Genomic DNA, 19,718 nt, shown 5'->3' on the forward strand with positions numbered 1-19,718 from the left:
CGGATCGGCGCGGTGGCCGGACGATGGGCGGTACTCAGGACGCGCCGGTCAGAACACGCTGGCGTAGTCGCCCAGTTCGACCTGCACCGACTTGATGCGGGTGTAGTGGCCGAGGGTGGAGATGCCGTTCTCGCGGCCAACGCCGGACTGCTTGTAGCCACCGACCGGCATTTCCGCCGGCGACTCGCCCCAGGTGTTGATCCAGCAGATGCCGGCTTCCAGGCGATGGATGATGCGATGTGCGCGGCTGATGTCCTTGCTGACCACACCTGCGGCCAGGCCGAAGGTGGTGTCGTTGGCGCGACGCACCACTTCATCCTCATCGTCGTAGGCGAGGATGCTCATCACCGGCCCGAAGATTTCTTCGCGGACAATCGTCATGTCGTCGCGGCAGTCGGAGAACACAGTCGGCAGCACATAGGCGCCGTCGGCCAGGGCAGCATCGGTGGCACGACCGCCGCCGATCAGCAGGCGCGCGCCTTCGCTCTTGCCGCTTTCGATGAAGCGCAGCACGTTTTCCATGTGCGGGAAGCTGGTCAGCGGGCCGAAGTTGGTCTCGGCGGCCATCGGGTCGCCGATGCGGATGCGCTTGACCCGCTCGACCACGGCGGCTTCGAACGCGGCCAGCATGCTGCGCGGCACGAACACGCGGGTGCCGTTGGTGCAGACCTGGCCGGAGCTGAAGAAGTTGGCCATCACCGCGATGTCGGCGGCACGGTCCAGATCGGCGTCATCACAGATCACCAGCGGCGACTTGCCGCCCAGCTCCATCGTCACTTCCTTCAGCGACGACGACGCAGCGCTGGCCATCACCTTCTTGCCGGTGGCCACGCCGCCGGTGAAGGAGATCTTCTCGATCACCGGGTGCTCGGTCAGCCAGTTGCCGATCTCGCGGCCCGGGCCCTGCACGACGTTGAACACGCCGTCCGGCACGCCGGCCTCGGTGTAGATCTCGGCGAGCTTGATCGCGGTCAGCGGGGTCACTTCGGACGGCTTGAACACCATTGCATTGCCGGCAGCCAGGGCCGGGGCCGACTTCCACATGGCGATCTGGATCGGGTAGTTCCAGGCGCCGATGCCGGCGACCACGCCCAGCGGCTCGCGGCGGGTATAGAAGAAGCTCGATTCGCGCAGCGGCAGCTGGATGCCTTCGATGGCGGTGGCCAGGCCGGCGTAGTACTCCAGCACGTCGGCGCCGGTGACGATGTCCACGGTGGTGGTTTCGGCCAGCGCCTTGCCGGTATCCAGGGTTTCCAGATGGGCCAGCTCGTCATTGCGCTCGCGCAGGATCTCAACGGCGCGGCGCAGGATGCGCGAGCGCTCCATTGCGGTCATCGCTGCCCACACCTTCTGGCCTTCGCTGGCGCTTTCGACCGCGCGCTCGACATCGGCCTGGCTGGCGATCTGCACTTCAGCCAGCACCTGGCCATTGGCAGGGTTGACGGTCTGGAAGGTCTTGCCACTGGTGGCGTCGACGCGGCGGCCGTGGATGTAGAGCTGTTGCACGGGCAGGGTGGTCATCGGCTTGCTCCTGGAAGGGTTGGGGCGGGGTCGTGGCGCGCTCAGCGCGCGTTGGCCTGCAATTGGAAATCGATGTAGCCGTAGGCGATGCGGCGGGCCTTGTCGGCGTTGAAGTCACCACCGACCAGGCTGCCGCGCAGCCACAGGCCGTCGATCATCGCGGCCAGCCCGCGTGCGGACAGGCGTGCCTGTGCATGCGGCAACTGGCGGTTGAACTGATGGCAGAGGTTGGAGAACAGTCGCTGGTCGTTGGCGCGCTGCAGCCGCGCAAGTTCCGGCTGATGCATGCTCGCGGCCCAGAAGGTCAGCCATACGCGCATGGCGGTCCCGTTGGTCTGGCTGTCGTCGAAGTTGCCATCGACGATGGCGCGAAGCTGTGAACGTGCGTCGCCGGCGGCGGCGTCGCGATAGCGGGCAACGGCGGCCTTCAGCTCGCGCAGGATCTGCCGCATCGCCGCATTGAGCAGGCCGTCCTTGTCGCCGAAGTAATGGGCGACGATGCCGCTGGACAGGCCGGCCTTCCTTGCGATGGTGGCGACGGTGGCATCGGCCATGCCGATCTCGTCGATGGTCTGGAAAGTGGCCCGGATCAGCTGCTCGCGGCGGACCGGTTCCACGCCTTTCTTCGGCATTGTCTCTCCACGGATTGCGACCCGGACTGCCGGGCTGGTGAAGATCATACTTTTTATTGATTGAACGTTCAATCAATAAACCCTACGATGCCGGTCGCGCCCCCACGCCATGGGCCCGGTTTCCGGTCCGGCCCCGCCCATGTGCCCCCCTGGACTGATGAGACGACCCCATGTCTTCCCTGGCTCATCCCAAGCGCTCGCCCCTGCGCTTGAACCGTTTCGTGTTCTTCAGTTCGTCGGTCTCCATCGGCATCCTCGGTGCGTTGACCGTGTTCTTCCCGCAGGCCAGCGAGCACTGGCTGCAATGGGCGCAGGCCGGGGTCTCGGCGGCGTTCGGCTGGTGGTACATGCTGTTGATCGTGGCCTGCCTGGGTTTCGTGCTGTGGCTGGCGTTCTCGCCGTATGGCCGCATCCGCCTGGGCCATAACGAGGAATCGCCCGCCTTCGGCTACGTGGCCTGGGTGTCGATGCTGTTCTCGGCTGGCATCGGCATCGCGCTGCTGTACTACGGTGCCTACGAGCCGCTGGACCATTTCCTCAACCCGCCCGGGCAGCCCGGCGGCACCGTCGCGGCCGGACGCGAAGCCATGGTGCTGACCTTCCTGCACTGGGGCCTGCACGGCTGGGCGTTGTACGCGCTGGTCGGCGTGGCGCTGGGCTACTTCGCCTATCGCCGCAACCTGCCGCTGGCGCTGCGTTCGGCGCTGTACCCGATCTTCGGCGAGCGCATCCATGGCCGCATCGGTGACATGGTCGATGGCTTCGGCATCCTGGCGACGCTGATCTCGATGGTCACCAACCTCGGCATTGGTGCGCTGGTGGTGCAGTCCGGCCTGGTCTACCTGTTCCACATCCCGGATACGCCGCAGGTGCTGGTGGCGATCGTGTTGGTGATGATGGCCGTGGCCACCATCGGCGTCGTTGCCGGTGTGGAGAAGGGCATCGCCTGGCTGTCCAACCTCAACGTGCGCCTGCTGTGCCTGCTGCTGCTGTTCGTGCTGATAGCCGGGCCGACCCTGCACCTGTTCGACGGCCTGGTGCAGAACACCGGCGACTATCTGGGCGCGTTCGTGCGCAAGAGCTTCGACATGTACCTCAATGACCCGAAGGGGCGTGAGTGGATGGGCTCGTGGACGCTGTTCTACTGGGCGTGGTGGATTGCCTGGGCGCCGTTCGTGGGCCTGTTCGTGGCGCGTATCTCGCGTGGCCGCACCATTCGTGAAGTGATCATGGGCGTGCTGCTGATCCCGCTCGGCTTCACCCTGGCGTGGCTGTCGATCTTCGGCAACACCGCCATCGATCTTGTGCTGAACCATGGCCAGGCGGTGCTGGGTGAAGTGGCCCAGCATGACGCGGCGATGACCCTGTTCAAGCTGCTGGAGTATCTGCCCGCTGCGCCGTACATCGCTGGTGCGGCGGTGGTGATTGGTTTCGTGTTGTTCCTGACCCCGGTCGATTCGGGAACGCTGATGATCGCCAACCTGTGCACCCGGCGTGTCGATGATGGCGTGGAGGATGGGCATGACGCGCCGATCTGGCTGCGCGTGTTCTGGGCGGCGGGCATCACCGTGGCCAGCGTCGGCCTGCTGCTGGCCGGCAACTTCAGCGCGATGCAGACGGCGGTGGTGCTGTGCGGCCTGCCGTTCTCGTTCATCCTGGCGTTCTACATGTGGGGTCTGTTGAAGGCGCTGCGTACCGACCCGGATGCACCGCGGCGGTAAGGGCTGGTGATGGGGATTTCGTCGTTCTCTGAAAGACAGCCGTACCTGCCGACTGCAATCATCGCTCGACATGCTTCTGAAGGAGTCGAGCGATGGTCCGTACCCTGGTTGTCTCCCTGATTTTCTCTTTTTCCTGCTTGCCGGCGGCGGTGGCCGCCCCTCCCGTGCAACTGGATTTCCCGGTGCTGGTGCTGGGCGAAACCGCACCGGTGCGCCTGCAGCTGGCTCCGCATGCGGGCGGGCTGGCGCTCTACTCGATCCACATGAATACCATGGACAGTGGAGTGGTCAGCGGCTATCAGGTGACCGGCGTGCAGTGCCCATCGGGATTCCAGTTCAACCTGTATCGCAATGGCCAGGGGGCGGTCTGCTACCGCGTGGAGGACACCCCACATGCGGGAGGTGTGATGGTGGTGCAGGTCATCAATGTCGATGCGACCGACGGGCACACGCTGTGGGAAGAGGGGCTGGGCTTTATGGATGCGCATGGGCCACCGCAGCGGACCGCGTGGCATCTGTTTGGTGTGCGCCCATGAACGTGTAACGCAAAGGGCCGGATCCGTGAGGATCCGGCCCTTTTGTCTTTGCGCTGACAGCAGCCAGGCATGGCCTGGCTCCACCTATGCAGTGCGATCGATCAACGCGCAGCCAACTGGCGCAGCACGTACTGCAGCAGGCCACCATGACGGAAGTACTCCACTTCCTTCGGGGTCAGCAGCATCACCGACACTTCGAAGGTCTTCTTCGTGCCATCAGCCTTGGTCGCGGTGACCGTGGCGCGCTTGCTGGCGCCATCCTGCAGGCCGGTGACATCGATCACTTCCGAACCATCCAGGCCCAGCGACTGTGCGTTTTCGCCGTTGCGGAACTGCAGCGGCAGCACGCCCATGCCGACCAGGTTCGAACGATGGATGCGTTCGAAGCTCTCGGCGATGACCGCCTTCACACCCAGCAGCAGGGTGCCCTTGGCTGCCCAGTCGCGCGAGGAGCCGGTGCCGTATTCCTTGCCGGCCAGCACCACCAGCGGCACCTTGTCGGCCTTGTACTTCATCGCCGCATCATAGATCGCCAGCTTTTCCGGCTGGCCGCCGTTGGTCGGGTAGTACAGGGTGTTGCCGCCTTCTTCGCCACCGAACATCAGGTTCTTGATGCGGATGTTGGCGAAGGTGCCGCGGACCATCACGTCATCGTTGCCGCGGCGGCTGCCGTAGCTGTTGAAGTCGGCCGGCTGCACACCACGCTCCTGCAGGAAGCGGCCCGCCGGCGAATCCTTCTTGATGTTGCCGGCCGGGGAGATGTGGTCGGTGGTGATCGAATCACCGAACAGGCCCATCACGCGCGCGCCGTGCACGTCGTCGATGGTGCCGACCTGCATGGTCATGCCATCGAAGTACGGTGGGTTCTTGATGTAGGTGGATGCATCGCTCCACGCGTACAGGTCACCGTCCGGCGAGGCGATGGTGTTCCAGCGGGTATCGCCCTTGAACACGTCGGCGTAGTTCTGCTTGAACATCTCCGGGCCGACGGTAGCGGCGATGACGTCGCCGATTTCCTTGTTGCTCGGCCAGATGTCGCGCAGGTACACCGGCTGGCCATCGCTGCCGGTGCCCAGCGGCTCGGTGGTCAGGTCGATGTCGGTGGTGCCGGCAATGGCATAGGCCACTACCAGCGGCGGGCTGGCCAGGTAGTTCATCTTCACTTCGGGGTGCACGCGGCCCTCGAAGTTGCGGTTGCCCGACAGCACCGAGGTCACCACCAGGTCGCCACTGGCGATGCCGGCGCTGACTTCGGTCGGCAGCGGGCCGGAGTTGCCGATGCAGGTGGTGCAGCCATAGCCGACCACATAGAAGCCGATCTTTTCCAGCTCGGTGAGTACACCGGCCTTTTCCAGATAGTCGGTGACCACACGCGAGCCTGGGCCGAGCGAGGTCTTGACCCACGGCTTGCGGTCCAGGCCCTTGGCGGCCGCGTTGCGGGCCAGCAGGCCGGCGCCGATCATCACCGCCGGGTTGGAGGTGTTGGTACACGAGGTGATGGCGGCGATGACCACCGCGCCATCCTTCAGCCGCACCTTCCTGCCGTCCATCTCGATGTCGGCGTAGCCCCTGGCCAACTGCTCGTTGCCCACGGCGGCGCCGCCACCTTCATTGACGAAGGTGGAGACATCCTCGCTGCGCTTGTCACGGTTGGCGGTCATGCCGACCAGGGCGTCGCGGTAGTTCTTCTGCACGTCTTCCAGCAGCACGCGGTCCTGCGGACGCTTGGGGCCGGCCAGCGAGGGCTTCACCGTGCCCATGTCCAGTTCCAGCGTGGTGCTGTACTGCGCATGCGGGCTGTTGGCGTCGTGCCACAGGCCCTGCGCCTTGGCATAGGCTTCGACCAGGGCGATCTGCTCTTCGCTGCGGCCGGACAGGCGCAGGTAGGTCAGCGATTCGTTGTCGATCGGGAAGATGCCGCAGGTGGCGCCGTATTCCGGGGCCATGTTGCCGATGGTCGCGCGGTCGGCCAGTGGCAGGTGCTGCAGGCCGTCGCCATAGAACTCGACGAACTTGCCGACTACGCCGAGCTTGCGCAGCATCTGGGTGACGGTCAGCACCAGGTCGGTGGCGGTGGCGCCTTCGGGCAGCTTGCCGGTCAGCTTGAAGCCGACCACCTGCGGAATCAGCATCGACGAGGGCTGGCCGAGCATGGCTGCTTCTGCCTCGATGCCGCCCACGCCCCAGCCGAGCACGCCGATGCCGTTGATCATCGTGGTGTGGCTGTCGGTGCCGAACACGGTATCGGGGTAGGCGATCGCCTTGCCATCCTTGTCCGCGGTCATCACCACGCGGGCGAGGTTTTCCAGGTTCACCTGGTGGACGATGCCGGTGTTGGGCGGCACCACCTTGAAGTTGTCGAAGGCCTTCTGGCCCCAGCGCAGGAAGCCGTAGCGTTCCTGGTTGCGCTGGAATTCGATCTTGCCGTTGAGGTCCAGTGCGTCGGCCTTGCCGAACACATCCACCTGCACCGAGTGGTCGATGACCAGTTCGGAGGGGATCAGCGGATTGATCTGTTCGGGGCGACCGCCCAGCTTGACCACGGCATCGCGCATCGCGGCCAGGTCGACCACGCAGGGCACGCCGGTGAAGTCCTGCAGGACCACGCGTGCGGGCATGAAGGCGATTTCGGTGTCGGGCTCTGCGCTGGGCTGCCAGCGGGCGACGGCCTCGATGTGATCCTTGCCGACGGTGACGCCGCCATCCTCGTGCCGGAGCAGATTCTCCAGCAGGATCTTCATCGAGTAGGGCAGGTGGGAGATGTCGAAGCGCTGGCCCAGCTTGGGCAGGCTGAAGTAGTCGTAGGTCTTGCCGCCGACGTCCAGCTGGCTGCGGGTGGAGAACGAATCGCTCATGCGGGATGACTCCTCTTGCGGATGGCTTGCAGTGGCCCGCATGGGCGGGCCTGCTTGCGTTTGCCGGTGGCACTCCGGCCCCGGATCCTGCCCAGTATCGGCGATCCGGCGCCCGGCAATGACCCGGCAGGCTTGGAACGCAAGGTTACAGCGATGTGTGTAGCCTTCGTGTCAGCGTACCCATCGTTTTTGCGCCGGCCCGCACGCAGACGGGGCGCTCATGGGCGCCCCGTCCAGGAATGCATCGGCTGCAGCAGTTACTTGCCGTTGGCGGCATCGAGCAGCGGGTTGCCGGTCTTGGCGCCACCGGTGCCGTTGCTCTTGGACTTGGCGGTCAGCACGCCGGCCTTGTTGAATTCGAAGACGGTCGATTCATTGATGTTCTTGCCGAAGCTCTTGATCTTGGTGAAGTCGTAGTACCAGACCTGGGTGTCGCCCAGCTGCTCGCGGCGGTTGGGTGCTCCAAAGGCCTCGCTGACCTGCTTCTGGGTGGTCTTGCCGATCTCCGCCGCGTCCATCTGCGCCGGGGTGATCTCGGTGCCGGTGACGTAGGCACCGAACGGATTGAAGGCGTGGGCCGCCGGAACCGACAGGGTCAACGGGGCAGCCAGCATCAGGGCAAGGGTGAGAGCGCGCATGAAACTTCCTTATTTATGGGGCGGATAGGTGCGGTAGGAACGCCGGGGCGTCCAGCCGGGGCGCAGCTGGGCTGCCGAAGGAGTCTAACCCCCGGATGCGACTGACGCGCGATGAAGGTCACATATCGGCTGGGTTTGTCCCGGATGGGACGGGTATGTATAATTCATACATACTTTTTGAGGCGTACCCCATGGAAGCCACCGTTGCTGAACGCGGACAGATCACCCTGCCCAAGGCAGTGCGTGATGCGCTGGGCCTGACCAAGGGCACCTTGTTGAAGGTAGAGCTGGAAGGCAGCCGGATCATCCTGCGCAAGAGCGTGGACGATGCGATCTCCCGCGCCCGCGGCAAGTTCTCGCTGGACGGCTTCGAATCGGCCGACGCGGCCGTGCGCGACCTGCGCGACGAGGAGTAAGCGGTGATGATCGCCGTCGATTCACCGGTGCTGGTCGAACTGCTCAGCAACGGCCCGCAGGCCGATGCGGTGGAAGCCTGCCTGCGGCAGAGCCTGGTCGGCGGCCGCGTGGTGGTCTGCGGCGCCACCCTGGCCGAGATCTGCGCTGCCCTGCGCGGCGGTGCCGAGGTACTGGAAGCGCTGGAGGAAATGGGCGTGCACTTCAACGCGCTGGAGGCCAAATCGGCCCTGCGCGCCGGTGAAATGCATCGCCGCCATCGCCAGCGCGGCAGCGGTCAGCGCCGTGGCCTGGACGAATTCATGATTGGTGCCCACGCACTGCTGCAGTGCGATGGCCTGATCACCTGGAACGACACGTTTTACCGCGACTACTTCAAGGGCCTGAAGCTGATCGTGCCGCAAGCCTGAGCCCATTTTTTATTCACCTCACGCATTACCCGGGAGTTGTCATGTTGGAAGCCTACCGCCACCACGTCGCCGAGCGCGCTGCGCTTGGCATCCCGCCCCTGCCGCTGACCGCGCAGCAGACGGCCGATGTCATCGAACTGCTGAAGAACCCGCCGCAGGGCGAGGCCGAGTTCCTGCTCGACCTGCTGACCCACCGCGTGCCGGCCGGCGTCGATGACGCTGCCAAGGTCAAGGCGTCGTACCTGGCCGCGATCGCACTGGGCAGCGAGCAGAACCCGCTGATCAGCCGCGAGCGCGCCACTGAATTGCTGGGCACCATGCTGGGCGGTTACAACGTCGCGCCGCTGGTGCAGCTGCTGGACGACGCCAGCGTCGGCGCCATCGCTGCCGACGCGCTGAAGAAGACCCTGCTGGTGTTCGACGCCTTCCACGACGTGCAGGAAAAGGCCAAGGCCGGCAACGCCAACGCCCAGTCCGTGATGCAGAGCTGGGCCGATGCCGAGTGGTTCACCAGCAACCCGGAAGTGCCGCAGAGCCTGACCGTCACCGTGTTCAAGGTACCGGGTGAGACCAACACCGACGACCTGTCGCCGGCACCGGACGCGACCACCCGCCCTGACATTCCGATGCACGCCCTGGCGATGCTGAAGAACAAGCGCGACGATGCGCCGTTCACCCCGGAAGAAGACGGCAAGCGCGGCCCGATCCAGCAGATCCTGTCGCTGAAGGACAAGGGCCACCTGGTGGCCTATGTCGGCGACGTGGTCGGCACCGGTTCCTCGCGCAAGTCGGCCACCAACAGCGTGCTGTGGTGGACCGGCGATGACATTCCGTACATCCCGAACAAGCGCGCCGGTGGCGTCTGCCTGGGTTCGAAGATCGCCCCGATCTTCTACAACACCATGGAAGATGCCGGCGCGCTGCCGATCGAGCTGGACGTGTCGAAGATGGAGCACGGCGATGTCGTCGAGCTGCGTCCGTACGACGGCAAGGCGCTGAAGAACGGCGAAGTGATCGCCGAGTTCCAGGTCAAGTCCGAAGTGCTGTTCGACGAAGTGCGTGCCGGTGGCCGCATTCCGCTGATCATCGGCCGTGGCCTGACCGGCAAGGCGCGTGAAGCGCTGGGCCTGGCCCCGACCGATCTGTTCCGCCTGCCGGTGCAGCCGGCCGATACCGGCAAGGGCTTCTCGCTGGCACAGAAGATGGTCGGCCGCGCCTGTGGCCTGGCCGAAGGGCAGGGCATGCGCCCGGGCACCTACTGCGAACCGAAGATGACCTCGGTGGGCTCGCAGGACACCACCGGCCCGATGACCCGCGACGAGCTGAAGGACCTGGCCTGCCTGGGCTTCTCGGCCGACCTGGTGATGCAGTCGTTCTGCCACACCGCGGCCTACCCGAAGCCGGTGGACGTCAAGACCCACCACACCCTGCCGGAATTCATCTCCACCCGTGGCGGCATTTCGCTGCGTCCGGGCGACGGCGTGATCCACAGCTGGCTCAACCGCATGCTGCTGCCGGACACCGTCGGCACCGGTGGCGACTCGCATACCCGTTTCCCGGTGGGCATTTCGTTCCCGGCCGGTTCTGGCCTGGTCGCCTTCGCCGCTGCCACCGGCGTCATGCCGCTGGACATGCCGGAGTCGGTGCTGGTGCGCTTCAAGGGCAAGATGCAGCCGGGCGTGACCCTGCGTGACCTGGTCAACGCGATCCCGCTGTACGCCATCAAGTCGGGTCTGCTGACCGTGGCCAAGGCTGGCAAGAAGAACATCTTCTCCGGCCGTATCCTGGAAATCGAAGGCCTGCCGGAACTGAAGGTCGAACAGGCATTCGAACTGTCCGATGCGTCGGCCGAGCGTTCGGCTGCCGGTTGCTCGGTGCGCCTGAACAAGGAACCGATCATCGAGTACCTCACCAGCAACATCACGCTGCTGAAGTGGATGATTGCCGAGGGTTACCAGGATCCGCGTTCGCTGCAGCGCCGTATCGAGAAGATGGAAGCGTGGCTGGCCAACCCGGAGCTGCTGGAGCCGGATGCCGACGCCGAGTACGCGGCCGTCATCGAGATCGACCTGGCCGATATCCACGAGCCGATCGTGGCCTGCCCGAACGACCCGGACGACGTGAAGACCCTGTCCGAAGTCGCTGGTGCGAAGATCGACGAAGTGTTCATCGGTTCGTGCATGACCAACATCGGTCACTTCCGTGCCGCTGCGAAGCTGCTGGAAGGCAAGCGTGACCTGCCGACCCGCCTGTGGGTGGCCCCGCCGACCAAGATGGACGCGTCCGAGCTGACCAAGGAAGGCGTGTACGGCACCTTCGGCGCCACCGGCGCACGCATGGAAATGCCGGGCTGCTCGCTGTGCATGGGCAACCAGGCGCAGATCCGCGAAGGCTCCACCGCGATGTCGACCTCGACCCGCAACTTCCCGAACCGTCTGGGCCGCAACACCAACGTGTACCTGGGTTCGGCGGAACTGGCGGCAATCTGCTCGCGCCTGGGCCGCATCCCGACCAAGGAAGAGTACATGGCCGATGTGGGCGTGATCGCCGCCAGCGGCGCGGAGATCTACCGCTACATGAACTTCGACCAGATCGAGGAATACCAGGACGTGGCCAACACGGTCGCTGCCTGAGGGTAGTGCCGGCCGCGGGCCGGCATCCAGCTGAAACGAAGAACCCCCGGTGAAAGCCGGGGGTTTTTTGTTGTGCGGATGATGCCCGGCAGTGCCGGCCAGCGGCCGGCGCTGCCGGGGCGTCAGACCTGGGTGACGGCGGCCGCTTCCTCGGTCACGGCTGGCGTGTCCGTCGGCAGCTCCGGTTCCGCGGCCGTTTCCGGCAACACGCCGTGGTCGGGGAACAGGCGCGGCAGTTCGGCGACGAAGCGGACGATGCAGGCTTCGGCGAACTCACGCGATGCGGCTTTCGCCTTTGCATAGTCGTCGGCCTGCCATTCCTGCAGCGGGGCAACCCGTGCTTCATCCTGGCAGTGCACGCCCTGGCCGCCACTGGCGCTGCGGAACAGCTTGCGCACCACCGGGAAGCCGATGGTTACATCGTGGCGCAGCTCGTAGGGTGTCTCTGCGTCGCTGAGCTTCTGGTACACCAGCGACCACTGACCGGCGCTGGCCTCCACGGTACGCTCGTCGCTGGGAATGGCGCCGGGATGCGCTGCGAAATAGAGCGCCAGCTGCTCACGGATCATGCCCGGCAATGCGCCGAAGGCCGGGCTGGGCACGGACTGAATGTCGTCGCCACGCACGTTGTTCTTGCTGAAGCTGTTGCTGGTGCCGATGTCACCCACGCCGCTGAGGAACGCCAGGGCGGACAGCCCGACCTTGGCAGCGGTGACGGCAGCGGTGTCGGCGCGCATCACCAGGCGCAGGACATGGTCGCCCACGCGATTGCCGTTCGGCCCAAGACCCAAGCCGGAGGTGACCTTCACCCGTTGCAGGCTGCTGAGGTCGGTGGCGGGTGCCGGAGCCGCTGCAACATTTTCGGCGGCGGGTGCGGCCACGGCCACGGTTGCCGCTGCTTCATCAACCGATACAGCAGCCGTGGACGCAGCATCCGATGCCTCTGGCGCCGGCGCGGCATTCGCCGCCGGACCGGGCGTTGCCTCGGTCGCGGCTACGGCGGCGGCGACAGGCGTGGGTGCGGGCGCTTCGTCGAAGGCGTGGGCCGAGGGAGCCAGCAGCAGGCTGGCCGCGATCGCGGCGGTGAGGCAGGTCGGGCGTAATGCCACGGTGGTACTCCTTGGGGAAAAATGATGGAGGCGCGCGCTGCGACTCACTGCGCCACGAATTCCTTGATCGGGAACGCCTTGCAGCGGGTGACCGCAGCGGCGATGTCGACCGGAGCATCGGCGGTGGCATTGCGGCGCTGGTTCACTGATGCCGCTTCCTCCCACAGGCTGGGCAACACCTGCGGTGCATCCAGCACGCGTTGGCGAACGGCATCGTGCAGGACGCTGCTGTAGTCCGTGGCCGGTACCACCACGCACAGGCGCGTGCCGGGATTGCCGCTGGCCTGCTGCAGCACCTGCTGCAGTGCCTCGCTGCTGCCCGCATCGTCGCTCAGCTGCTTCGGCGCGCTGCTCTGGTTGGCATCCTGGATCTGCAGCTGGCCGGGGCTGAACAGCAGCACCTGCATGTCCGGGCGCGGCTCGATGCGGACCGGCGCGCGGGTGCCCTCACAGATGGTCGGGGTCGCCCGTGCCTGCTGCGGTGTCATGCTGCCGTCGGCATGCACCTGGCGGATATGCAGCCGACAGATCTTGTCGGCCACTTCAAATTCCACTTCGTAATCCTGGCCCGGCCTGGCCACGAACTGGCCCGACAGCTTGCCGTCGCAGTACAGGCGACTGCTTGCGTCGAAGCGTGCCTCGAAGATCAGCGGCTTGCCACCGGGTACTTCGTATTCCTGGTAGCTGAGCGTGGAAAACCGCTCGTTCTCCTTGCTGCGCAGGGTTTCCGTGACGGGGATGCCGAGCACGCCCTTGTCGCCGGCGTTGTTGTACTTGACGTCGATCCTGTCGCGGTAGTCTTCGCGGCAGGCGGCATCGGCGTACAGGGTGGTGGTCCGCCCCAGGGCGGCGTAGACGCGCACCCGTGCCGGGGGCGCGGCGCCGTCAGCGTAGGCGCTGACATCTTCAGCGGCCAACGGGCGCGGATACATCGCGGGGATTCTCTTGACCAGCTTCTCGAGGCATTTCATCGTGATGATCTGCGCGGCCGCCTTGAGCCGCGCGTAATCATTGGCTTGCCATGCGTCCAGAGTCGCCCGGTTGTCGCTGTCATTGCAGCTGATGATTTCCGCCAGCGTGCCGTCGGCACGGCGCTGCTGGATGGTGCTGGAGTGATTGAGGCGGTAGAGGGGATCCTTCCGCGTGTTGCCCTGGTGCACCAGGGCCCATCTGTCTGCACTGAAGCGCAGGGTGCTGGCTTGGTTGGGCACAGCATCGGGGGCGTGCCTGAAGTAGCCGCCCACCAGTGCCTTGGCCACCGACGGCATGAGGGTGATGGCGGGGCTGGCCTGGCTCTCGACGATGCTGCCAGGCAGGGTGTTGCGCCGGAAGTAGTCCGGCTCATTGCCGCTGAAGAGCAGTGCCAGCCCCTTGGGGGTGAGCGCCTCGCTGTCATCGGGGGTAACGATGCGCAGTGCTACATCCGGGGCGTGGACACGCTGCGATCCGGTATCCGGACCGCTCTGGATCTGGACGCGCTCGGTCCAAGGCGCGGCACCGTCGGTGACGGCGGCAGCGGCCGGTGCCGCCTGCGGCGATGACGGCAGCCCGTCAGCGGCAGCCATCAGCGGGGCCAGCAGTGCGGTCGCCAGCAGGGATGATTGAAAACGGAGGATACGCTGGGCCATGGTCAAGCTCCTTGGAAATCAAAACAGCCATGCCGACCCTTCCGGGGCCGGCGTGTGGAAGACAGGGTGAGGCGGTGCGATGCGGTGGACGGTCAGCCGCGGGCCAGCGCCAGCAACCGTTCGGCAATGCGCTCCAGCGGCACCTGTTCTTCGGCAGCGCCGAGCTTGAAGGCCGCGCCGGGCATGCCCCAGACCACGCTGGTCGCTTCGTCCTGCACCAGCGTTGGGGCGCCGGCCTGGCGCATTTCCAGCAGGCCGCGTGCGCCGTCATCGCCCATGCCGGTGAGGATGGCGCCGATGGCATTGCCGCCGGCGGCCTGCGCCACCGAACGGAACAACACGTCCACCGCCGGCTTGTGCCGGTTCACCGCGGGGCCGTCATCGACACGACAGCGCCAGCGCGCACCGTCGCGGATGATCCGCAGGTGCTTGCCGCCGGGCGGCAGGTAAGCGTGGCCGGGCAGCACCGCTTCGCCATCGCTGGCTTCGCGTACGGCCATCGCCGAATGACGGTCCAGGCGCTCGGCGAAGGCAGTGCTGAAACTGCCAGGCAGGTGCTGGGTCATCACCACCGCGGGGCCGTCGGCGGGCATGCCTTCCAGCACTACGCGCAGTGCTTCGGTGCCACCGGCCGACGAGCCGATGGCGATCAGGCGGTCGGTGGTGCGGAACTGCGTTGCTGCCGGACGCACGGCAGAGGCGGCGTCCAAGGTGAGTTTCGGTGCAGCCACGCGCACCAGCGGGCGTACCCGGGAACGCGCAGCCATCTTCACCTTGGCGATGATTTCATCGGCATAGGCCTGCAGGCCGCGGGCCACGTCGAGCTTGGGCTTGGACATGAAGTCCACCGCGCCCAGGCCAAGTGCCTGCAGGGTGGTATCGGCGCCCCGTTCGGTCAGCGAAGAGATCATCACCACCGGCAGCGGGTGCAGGCGCATCAGGTTTTCCAGGAACGCCAGGCCATCCATGCGTGGCATTTCCACGTCCAGGGTGATCACGTCCGGGGCCAGGCGCTTGATCTTCTCGCGGGCCAGCAGCGGGTCGGCTGCGGTGCCGACCACGTCGATGGCCGGATCGCTGGACAGGATCTCGGTGAGCATCTGCCGCACGACGGCGGAGTCGTCGACGATCAGGACCCGGCAGGGGGCGTTGCCGGTCAGGGTCATTCGAACAGCTCCACGCCACCGGTAACCGGGGCCTTCGACAGGCGTGCGCGCACGGCCGATTCGGTCGCGGCCACTTCGGCTTCGTGGGCGTGCGGCAGGCGCTGCACGACGACGCGGCCGGTATCGGCGAAGAACCAGATCTTGCGCGGGTGGATGCCGCACAGGTCCTCAGCGAGGATCGGGATGTGTTCGGCCTGCAGGTACTGACGCACGAACTCGGCGTTGCGCGTGCCCACCGGATTGCTGGTGAAGCCCTTCAGCACGTTGGCGCCGCCGAACACCTTCGCCTCGATGCGCTTGCGGTGGGCGCCGCGCTTGAGCATGTCGTTGATCAGCAGTTCCATCGCATAGCTGCCATAACGTGCGGGCGCGCCGTCGCCGGCGTTGCCTTCGGGCAGCAGGAAGTGGTTCATGCCGCCGATCTTCAGTACCGGGTCGCGCAGGCACGCCGCGACGCACGAACCCAGCGTCGTGGTCAGCGCGGTGGTGTCATCCACCACCAGGTACTGGGTTGGCAGCAGCTTGGCGGCGATGGTCTTGAAGCGTGCGTCCTGGTAGCGCATCACATCATCGGTACGCAGTGATGCGTTCATGCGCCGGCCTTTGCCGCACGACGGTACAGGGTACGGCCGCAGGGCTGGATCAGATCGGCCGCGTGCAGGTAGTTCTCCGAGTGGCCGGTATAGAGCAGGCCGTCGTCGGCCAGGTGGTTGACCAGGCGGCCAAGGATCGCACGCTGGGTCGGTTTGTCGAAGTAGATCATCACGTTGCGGCAGAACAGCGCATCGAACGGGCCGCCGACGTCGTAACGCGGTGCCAGCAGGTTCAACGGGCGGAATTCGATCAGTTCGCGCAGCGCCGGCAGCACGCGGCACTGGCCTTCGTTGGGGCCGCTGCCGCGCTGGAAGTAGCGGCGGCGCAGGTCCGGATCGAGGCCGGCGACACGGTCGATGTTGTAGACACCGCGCCCGGCGGTTGCCAGCACCTGGGTATCGACGTCGGTGGCGACGATGCGCACCGGCGGCTTCAGGGTGCCGAACGCTTCGCAGGCGGTGATCGCCATCGAGTAGGGCTCTTCGCCGGTGGAGGCGGCGCACGACCACAACAGCAGCGGACCGCGGCCGTTGCGCTGCTGCAGCTCCTCGCGCAGCTTGTCGAAATGGTGCGGCTCGCGGAAGAACGCGGTGAGGTTGGTGGTCAGCGCATTGGTGAATGCCTGCCACTCGTCACCATCACCCTGTTCCAGGTGGTCCAGGTACTGCTGGAAGCTGCGCATGCCCAGCGTGCGCAGCCGGCGCGACAGGCGTCCGTACACCATGTCGCGCTTGGCCGGGGCGAGGGCGATGCCCACGCGCTGGTAGATCAGGTCGCAGACGCGGCGGAAATCACGGTCGGCGAATTCGAATTCGCGCGTACCGCTGACGATGGGGGTAGGGCTCTGCACGGGTGACGTGTCCATCGGCGGGGCGGCGGCCGCAGCCGCCGCGAAGATCAGAATTCCTGCCAGTCGCCGTCGTTGGAGACGACGGTGCTGGAGTGGGTACGGCGGATCGGTGCGGGCGTCGACAACGGTCGCGAAGGCGCAGGGCTGGCAGCCTTCGGCGCGACCTTGGCGGTCACCGCCTTCACTGCGACGGCAACCTGGTTGTCGAGGCGGAAGATCGCCACGGCGTCGGCCAGCTGTGCGGCCTGCTCTTCCATCGCCCGCGCTGCGGCGGTGGCTTCTTCCACCAGCGCGGCGTTCTGCTGGGTGGTTTCGTCCATCTGCACCACGGTCTGGTTGACCTGCTCGATGCCGGCCGATTGTTCCTGCGAGGCGGCAGAAATCTCGGCCATGATGTCGGTCACGCGCTGCACCGACGCGACGATCTCGCCCATGGTGCTGCCGGCCTGGTGGACCAGGCTGGAACCCTCGGCGACCTTGCCGACCGAGTCGTCGATCAGGCCCTTGATTTCCTTGGCGGCGGCGGCCGAGCGCTGGGCGAGGGTACGCACTTCGCTGGCGACCACGGCGAAACCGCGGCCCTGTTCACCGGCACGGGCAGCTTCCACCGCAGCGTTCAGCGCCAGGATGTTGGTCTGGAAGGCGATGCCATCGATGACCGAAATGATCTCGGCGATCTTCTTCGAGGAGGCTTCGATGGCCGACATGGTGGTGACCACCTGGCCCACCACGCTGCCGCCTTGCGAGGCCACGCCGTGCGCGCCGATGGCGAGCTGGTTGGCCTGGCGCGCGTGCTCGGCGTTCTGCCGCACGGTGGAGGTCAGTTCCTCCATCGATGCGGCGGTTTCTTCCAGATTGGCGGCCTGCTGCTCGGTACGGCGCGACAGATCGCTGTTGCCCGACGCGATTTCGCCGGCCGACAGGGTGATGCTGGAGGCACTGGCCTGGATCTGGCCGACGATCTGGGTCAACTGGCTGACCGTGGCGTTGGCGTCGTCGCGCATGCGGGCGAACACGCCCTGGTAGTCACCGTGCATGCGTGCCGTCAGGTCGCCGTCGGCAATGGACGACAGCAGCTGCGAGAGCTTGCCGAGGTTGTCATCGCTGACTGCCATCATGGCGTTGAGGTTTTCCAGCATGGTGCGGAAATCGTGATCGAAGCGCTGCGCATCGCCGCGCTGGCTGAAGTCACCGGCGGCTGCGGCGCTGGCCAGCTGCTTGATCTCGGCATTGATGCGGCCGAGGTTGGCCTTGACCGTGTCGACGGTGGTGGTCATCGCCGCTTTTTCGCCCGGGTAGCGGGCGATGTCGCTGCTGAGGTCGCCCACGGCGTACTGCTGCACGACGTTCAGTACATCGTGCAGGGTCTGCACGTGGCTGCCGACCAGGACGTTGGTTTCCTGCACCATCAGTCCGTATTCGCCGGGGAAGCTGCTGGCGTCGATGCGGTAGCTGAGTTCACCGCCATCGTGGCGGCGCGCCATCTCGCGCTGGCCACTGATGACCGCGTGCAGCTGCTGCTGCATGCGTGACATCGCTTCGAGCAGGCGACCGGGTTCGTCATGCGGCTGCGGGCCGATGTGGCTGTCCAGCTTGCCGCTGGCAATGCCTTCGGCCACGGCGGTGGCCTGCTTCAGCGGGCGTGCGATGCGGTTGCCGATGACCCAGCTCAATGCCAGCACGATCAGCACCAGCACGCCGCCGGACAGGGTCATGATGGCGGTGAAGACCAGTGCCTGCTGCTGCACGTCGTCCATGTATACCCCGCTGCTGACCACCCAGTTCCAGGGCTTGAACAGGCCGGCGTAGGCGACCTTTTCGACCTCGCCCTTCTCGCCGGGCTTGGCCCAGCGATAGGCGACGAAGCCGCCGCCAGCCTTGGCTGCTTCGATCTGGTCGTAGTAGATGCGGATGCCATCGCCGGTGCGGAAATCCTTCATGTCCTTGCCTACCAGATCCTTGCGGAACGGGTGCATGAGCACGTGATAGCCGGTGTCGTAGATGTTGTAGTAGTAGGTATCGTTATGCGCGCGCATGACCTCCAGCGCCTGCAGCGCGGCGGCCTTGGCGGCGTCTTCGCTGAGCTCTCCGGTTCCGGCCAGGCGATGGTAGTGGTCGAGGATGCCGTAGCTCAGTTCGACCTGGGTCTTCAGCGAAGACTTGCGGGTATCGGTCAGGTCCAGGTACTGCATGCGGGCAGCGATCACCGAGAGCGCGATCACGCCCAGCGCGATCAGCAGCGTGAGCAGGTTGAGCTTGCGTCGGACGGAGAGATTGCTGAAGTAGTGTTGCCAGCGATGCAGGAGATTCATCGAGCAGTACCCGGGTCGTGGTGGGTGGAGGCGCCGGTGCTGGTCGGGAGCAGCGGTGACATGACCGTTATCGGCCGCGGGGGCGGGGGATTGAGGTGGGGTGTTCGAACGTATTCAGGTTTTCTTGCAGCGGCGGCTGCGGCGCTGCCTGCGGCAGGCTTTTGAGGCAACAGCGACAGCAACAGCAACAGCAACGGCGGTTGGTCGGCTCTGCGATGTTGAGAGGGAGCCGTGCGGGGATGGGCTGGCGGGACACGCCGTAAACCCGTCCCTGGGGGCTCGATGGCGCCATCCATGGCGCCAACGGTCCCGCCAGCCCATCCCCGCACGACTCATCCGGCATTCCAATGGCGGACGGCAAGAGCGTTGGGTTTCCAAGTGGGAAGAGGGGTCAGATCCGTTTTCCTGCGGAAAACGGATCTGACCCCGGAAGCGGTGCAGCTGTGGCTTTGCTCTTTGCTTTTCTTTCTTCAATCCGTGGTGGACCGCGCACGGAAACCGTCCGTGGCCGGGAGGGTGGGTTGCGCAGGGGCGTGAGCCGCATGGATGCGGCGACCGAGCTTACATGGACGTACTTGCAGCGGCCCCTGCGCAGCCCACCCTCCCGGCCAACCCTCAGCAGCCTAGGGCTTCGAGCGACCACCCCGAGAGGCTTCGCCGTTGGCTGGATAATCAGATACTCCGTAAACAAAAACGCCC

At 65.8% G+C, this 19,718-nt stretch carries 15 protein-coding genes; 5 read left to right on the forward strand and 10 right to left on the reverse strand.

Annotated elements, in window-relative coordinates:
• Positions 1-48: 48 nt before the first annotated feature.
• Positions 49-1,521, reverse strand: coding sequence for a betaine-aldehyde dehydrogenase (gene betB / locus ACEF39_RS09595; RefSeq protein WP_500287783.1), 1,473 nt, complete (start codon positions 1,519-1,521; stop codon positions 49-51).
• A 41-nt stretch (positions 1,522-1,562) separates the two neighbouring features.
• Positions 1,563-2,153: a transcriptional regulator BetI gene (gene betI / locus ACEF39_RS09600; RefSeq protein ID WP_500287784.1), complete on the reverse strand. Its 591-nt coding sequence runs from the start codon at positions 2,151-2,153 to the stop codon at positions 1,563-1,565.
• A 170-nt stretch (positions 2,154-2,323) separates the two neighbouring features.
• Between betI and ACEF39_RS09605 the strand changes: the two genes are divergently transcribed.
• A complete protein-coding gene (locus ACEF39_RS09605; RefSeq protein WP_500287785.1) occupies positions 2,324-3,874 on the forward strand; it encodes a BCCT family transporter in 1,551 nt (516 codons plus the stop codon).
• 92 nt (positions 3,875-3,966) lie between these two features.
• Positions 3,967-4,410 carry a hypothetical protein gene (locus ACEF39_RS09610; protein WP_500287786.1) on the forward strand — a complete coding sequence of 148 codons (444 nt, stop codon included), beginning with the start codon at positions 3,967-3,969 and terminating at the stop codon, positions 4,408-4,410.
• A 101-nt stretch (positions 4,411-4,511) separates the two neighbouring features.
• On the opposite strand, the gene acnA is transcribed toward ACEF39_RS09610, so the two are convergent.
• Together acnA and bamE are read right to left on the reverse strand one after the other, a co-directional pair.
• A complete protein-coding gene (acnA, locus tag ACEF39_RS09615; protein ID WP_500287787.1) occupies positions 4,512-7,265 on the reverse strand; it encodes an aconitate hydratase AcnA in 2,754 nt (917 codons plus the stop codon).
• Between the two features lie 257 nt (positions 7,266-7,522).
• Positions 7,523-7,903 (reverse strand): outer membrane protein assembly factor BamE domain-containing protein, encoded by a 381-nt coding sequence (gene bamE / locus ACEF39_RS09620; RefSeq protein ID WP_089240964.1) that lies wholly within the window; start codon positions 7,901-7,903, stop codon positions 7,523-7,525.
• Positions 7,904-8,094: 191 nt separating this feature from the next.
• Between bamE and ACEF39_RS09625 the strand changes: the two genes are divergently transcribed.
• Genes ACEF39_RS09625 through acnB form a run of 3 tightly spaced genes read left to right on the forward strand, consistent with a single transcriptional unit; the run spans position 8,095 to position 11,360 of the window.
• Entirely contained in the window at positions 8,095-8,319 is a 225-nt protein-coding gene (locus ACEF39_RS09625) for an AbrB/MazE/SpoVT family DNA-binding domain-containing protein (RefSeq protein ID WP_025878955.1), read from the forward strand.
• Between the two features lie 6 nt (positions 8,320-8,325).
• On the forward strand, positions 8,326-8,727 hold the full coding sequence (locus ACEF39_RS09630; RefSeq protein WP_089240966.1) for a type II toxin-antitoxin system VapC family toxin: 402 nt from the start codon (positions 8,326-8,328) through the stop codon (positions 8,725-8,727).
• Positions 8,728-8,768: 41 nt separating this feature from the next.
• Positions 8,769-11,360 carry a bifunctional aconitate hydratase 2/2-methylisocitrate dehydratase gene (acnB, locus tag ACEF39_RS09635; protein ID WP_500287788.1) on the forward strand — a complete coding sequence of 864 codons (2,592 nt, stop codon included), beginning with the start codon at positions 8,769-8,771 and terminating at the stop codon, positions 11,358-11,360.
• Between the two features lie 122 nt (positions 11,361-11,482).
• Here the strand turns inward: acnB and ACEF39_RS09640 are convergent, their stop codons facing one another.
• The 6 genes from ACEF39_RS09640 to ACEF39_RS09665 form a co-directional block, all read right to left on the reverse strand.
• Positions 11,483-12,469 carry a hypothetical protein gene (locus ACEF39_RS09640; RefSeq protein WP_500287789.1) on the reverse strand — a complete coding sequence of 329 codons (987 nt, stop codon included), beginning with the start codon at positions 12,467-12,469 and terminating at the stop codon, positions 11,483-11,485.
• 44 nt (positions 12,470-12,513) lie between these two features.
• Entirely contained in the window at positions 12,514-14,097 is a 1,584-nt protein-coding gene (locus ACEF39_RS09645; protein WP_500287790.1) for a hypothetical protein, read from the reverse strand.
• Positions 14,098-14,189: 92 nt separating this feature from the next.
• A complete protein-coding gene (locus ACEF39_RS09650; RefSeq protein WP_500287791.1) occupies positions 14,190-15,263 on the reverse strand; it encodes a protein-glutamate methylesterase/protein-glutamine glutaminase in 1,074 nt (357 codons plus the stop codon).
• Positions 15,260-15,856 carry a chemoreceptor glutamine deamidase CheD gene (cheD, locus tag ACEF39_RS09655; protein WP_025878962.1) on the reverse strand — a complete coding sequence of 199 codons (597 nt, stop codon included), beginning with the start codon at positions 15,854-15,856 and terminating at the stop codon, positions 15,260-15,262. The genes ACEF39_RS09650 and cheD overlap by 4 nt, the downstream gene beginning before the upstream one ends.
• Entirely contained in the window at positions 15,853-16,722 is an 870-nt protein-coding gene (locus ACEF39_RS09660) for a CheR family methyltransferase (RefSeq protein WP_032975462.1), read from the reverse strand. Before ACEF39_RS09660 ends, cheD begins: the two co-directional genes overlap by 4 nt.
• Before the next feature lie 32 nt (positions 16,723-16,754).
• Positions 16,755-19,019 (reverse strand): methyl-accepting chemotaxis protein, encoded by a 2,265-nt coding sequence (locus tag ACEF39_RS09665; protein WP_500287792.1) that lies wholly within the window; start codon positions 19,017-19,019, stop codon positions 16,755-16,757.
• Positions 19,020-19,718 lie beyond the last annotated feature (699 nt).

It is taken from the genome of Stenotrophomonas indicatrix, assembly GCA_041545745.1.
In the GTDB taxonomy this organism is placed as follows: domain Bacteria; phylum Pseudomonadota; class Gammaproteobacteria; order Xanthomonadales; family Xanthomonadaceae; genus Stenotrophomonas; species Stenotrophomonas indicatrix_A.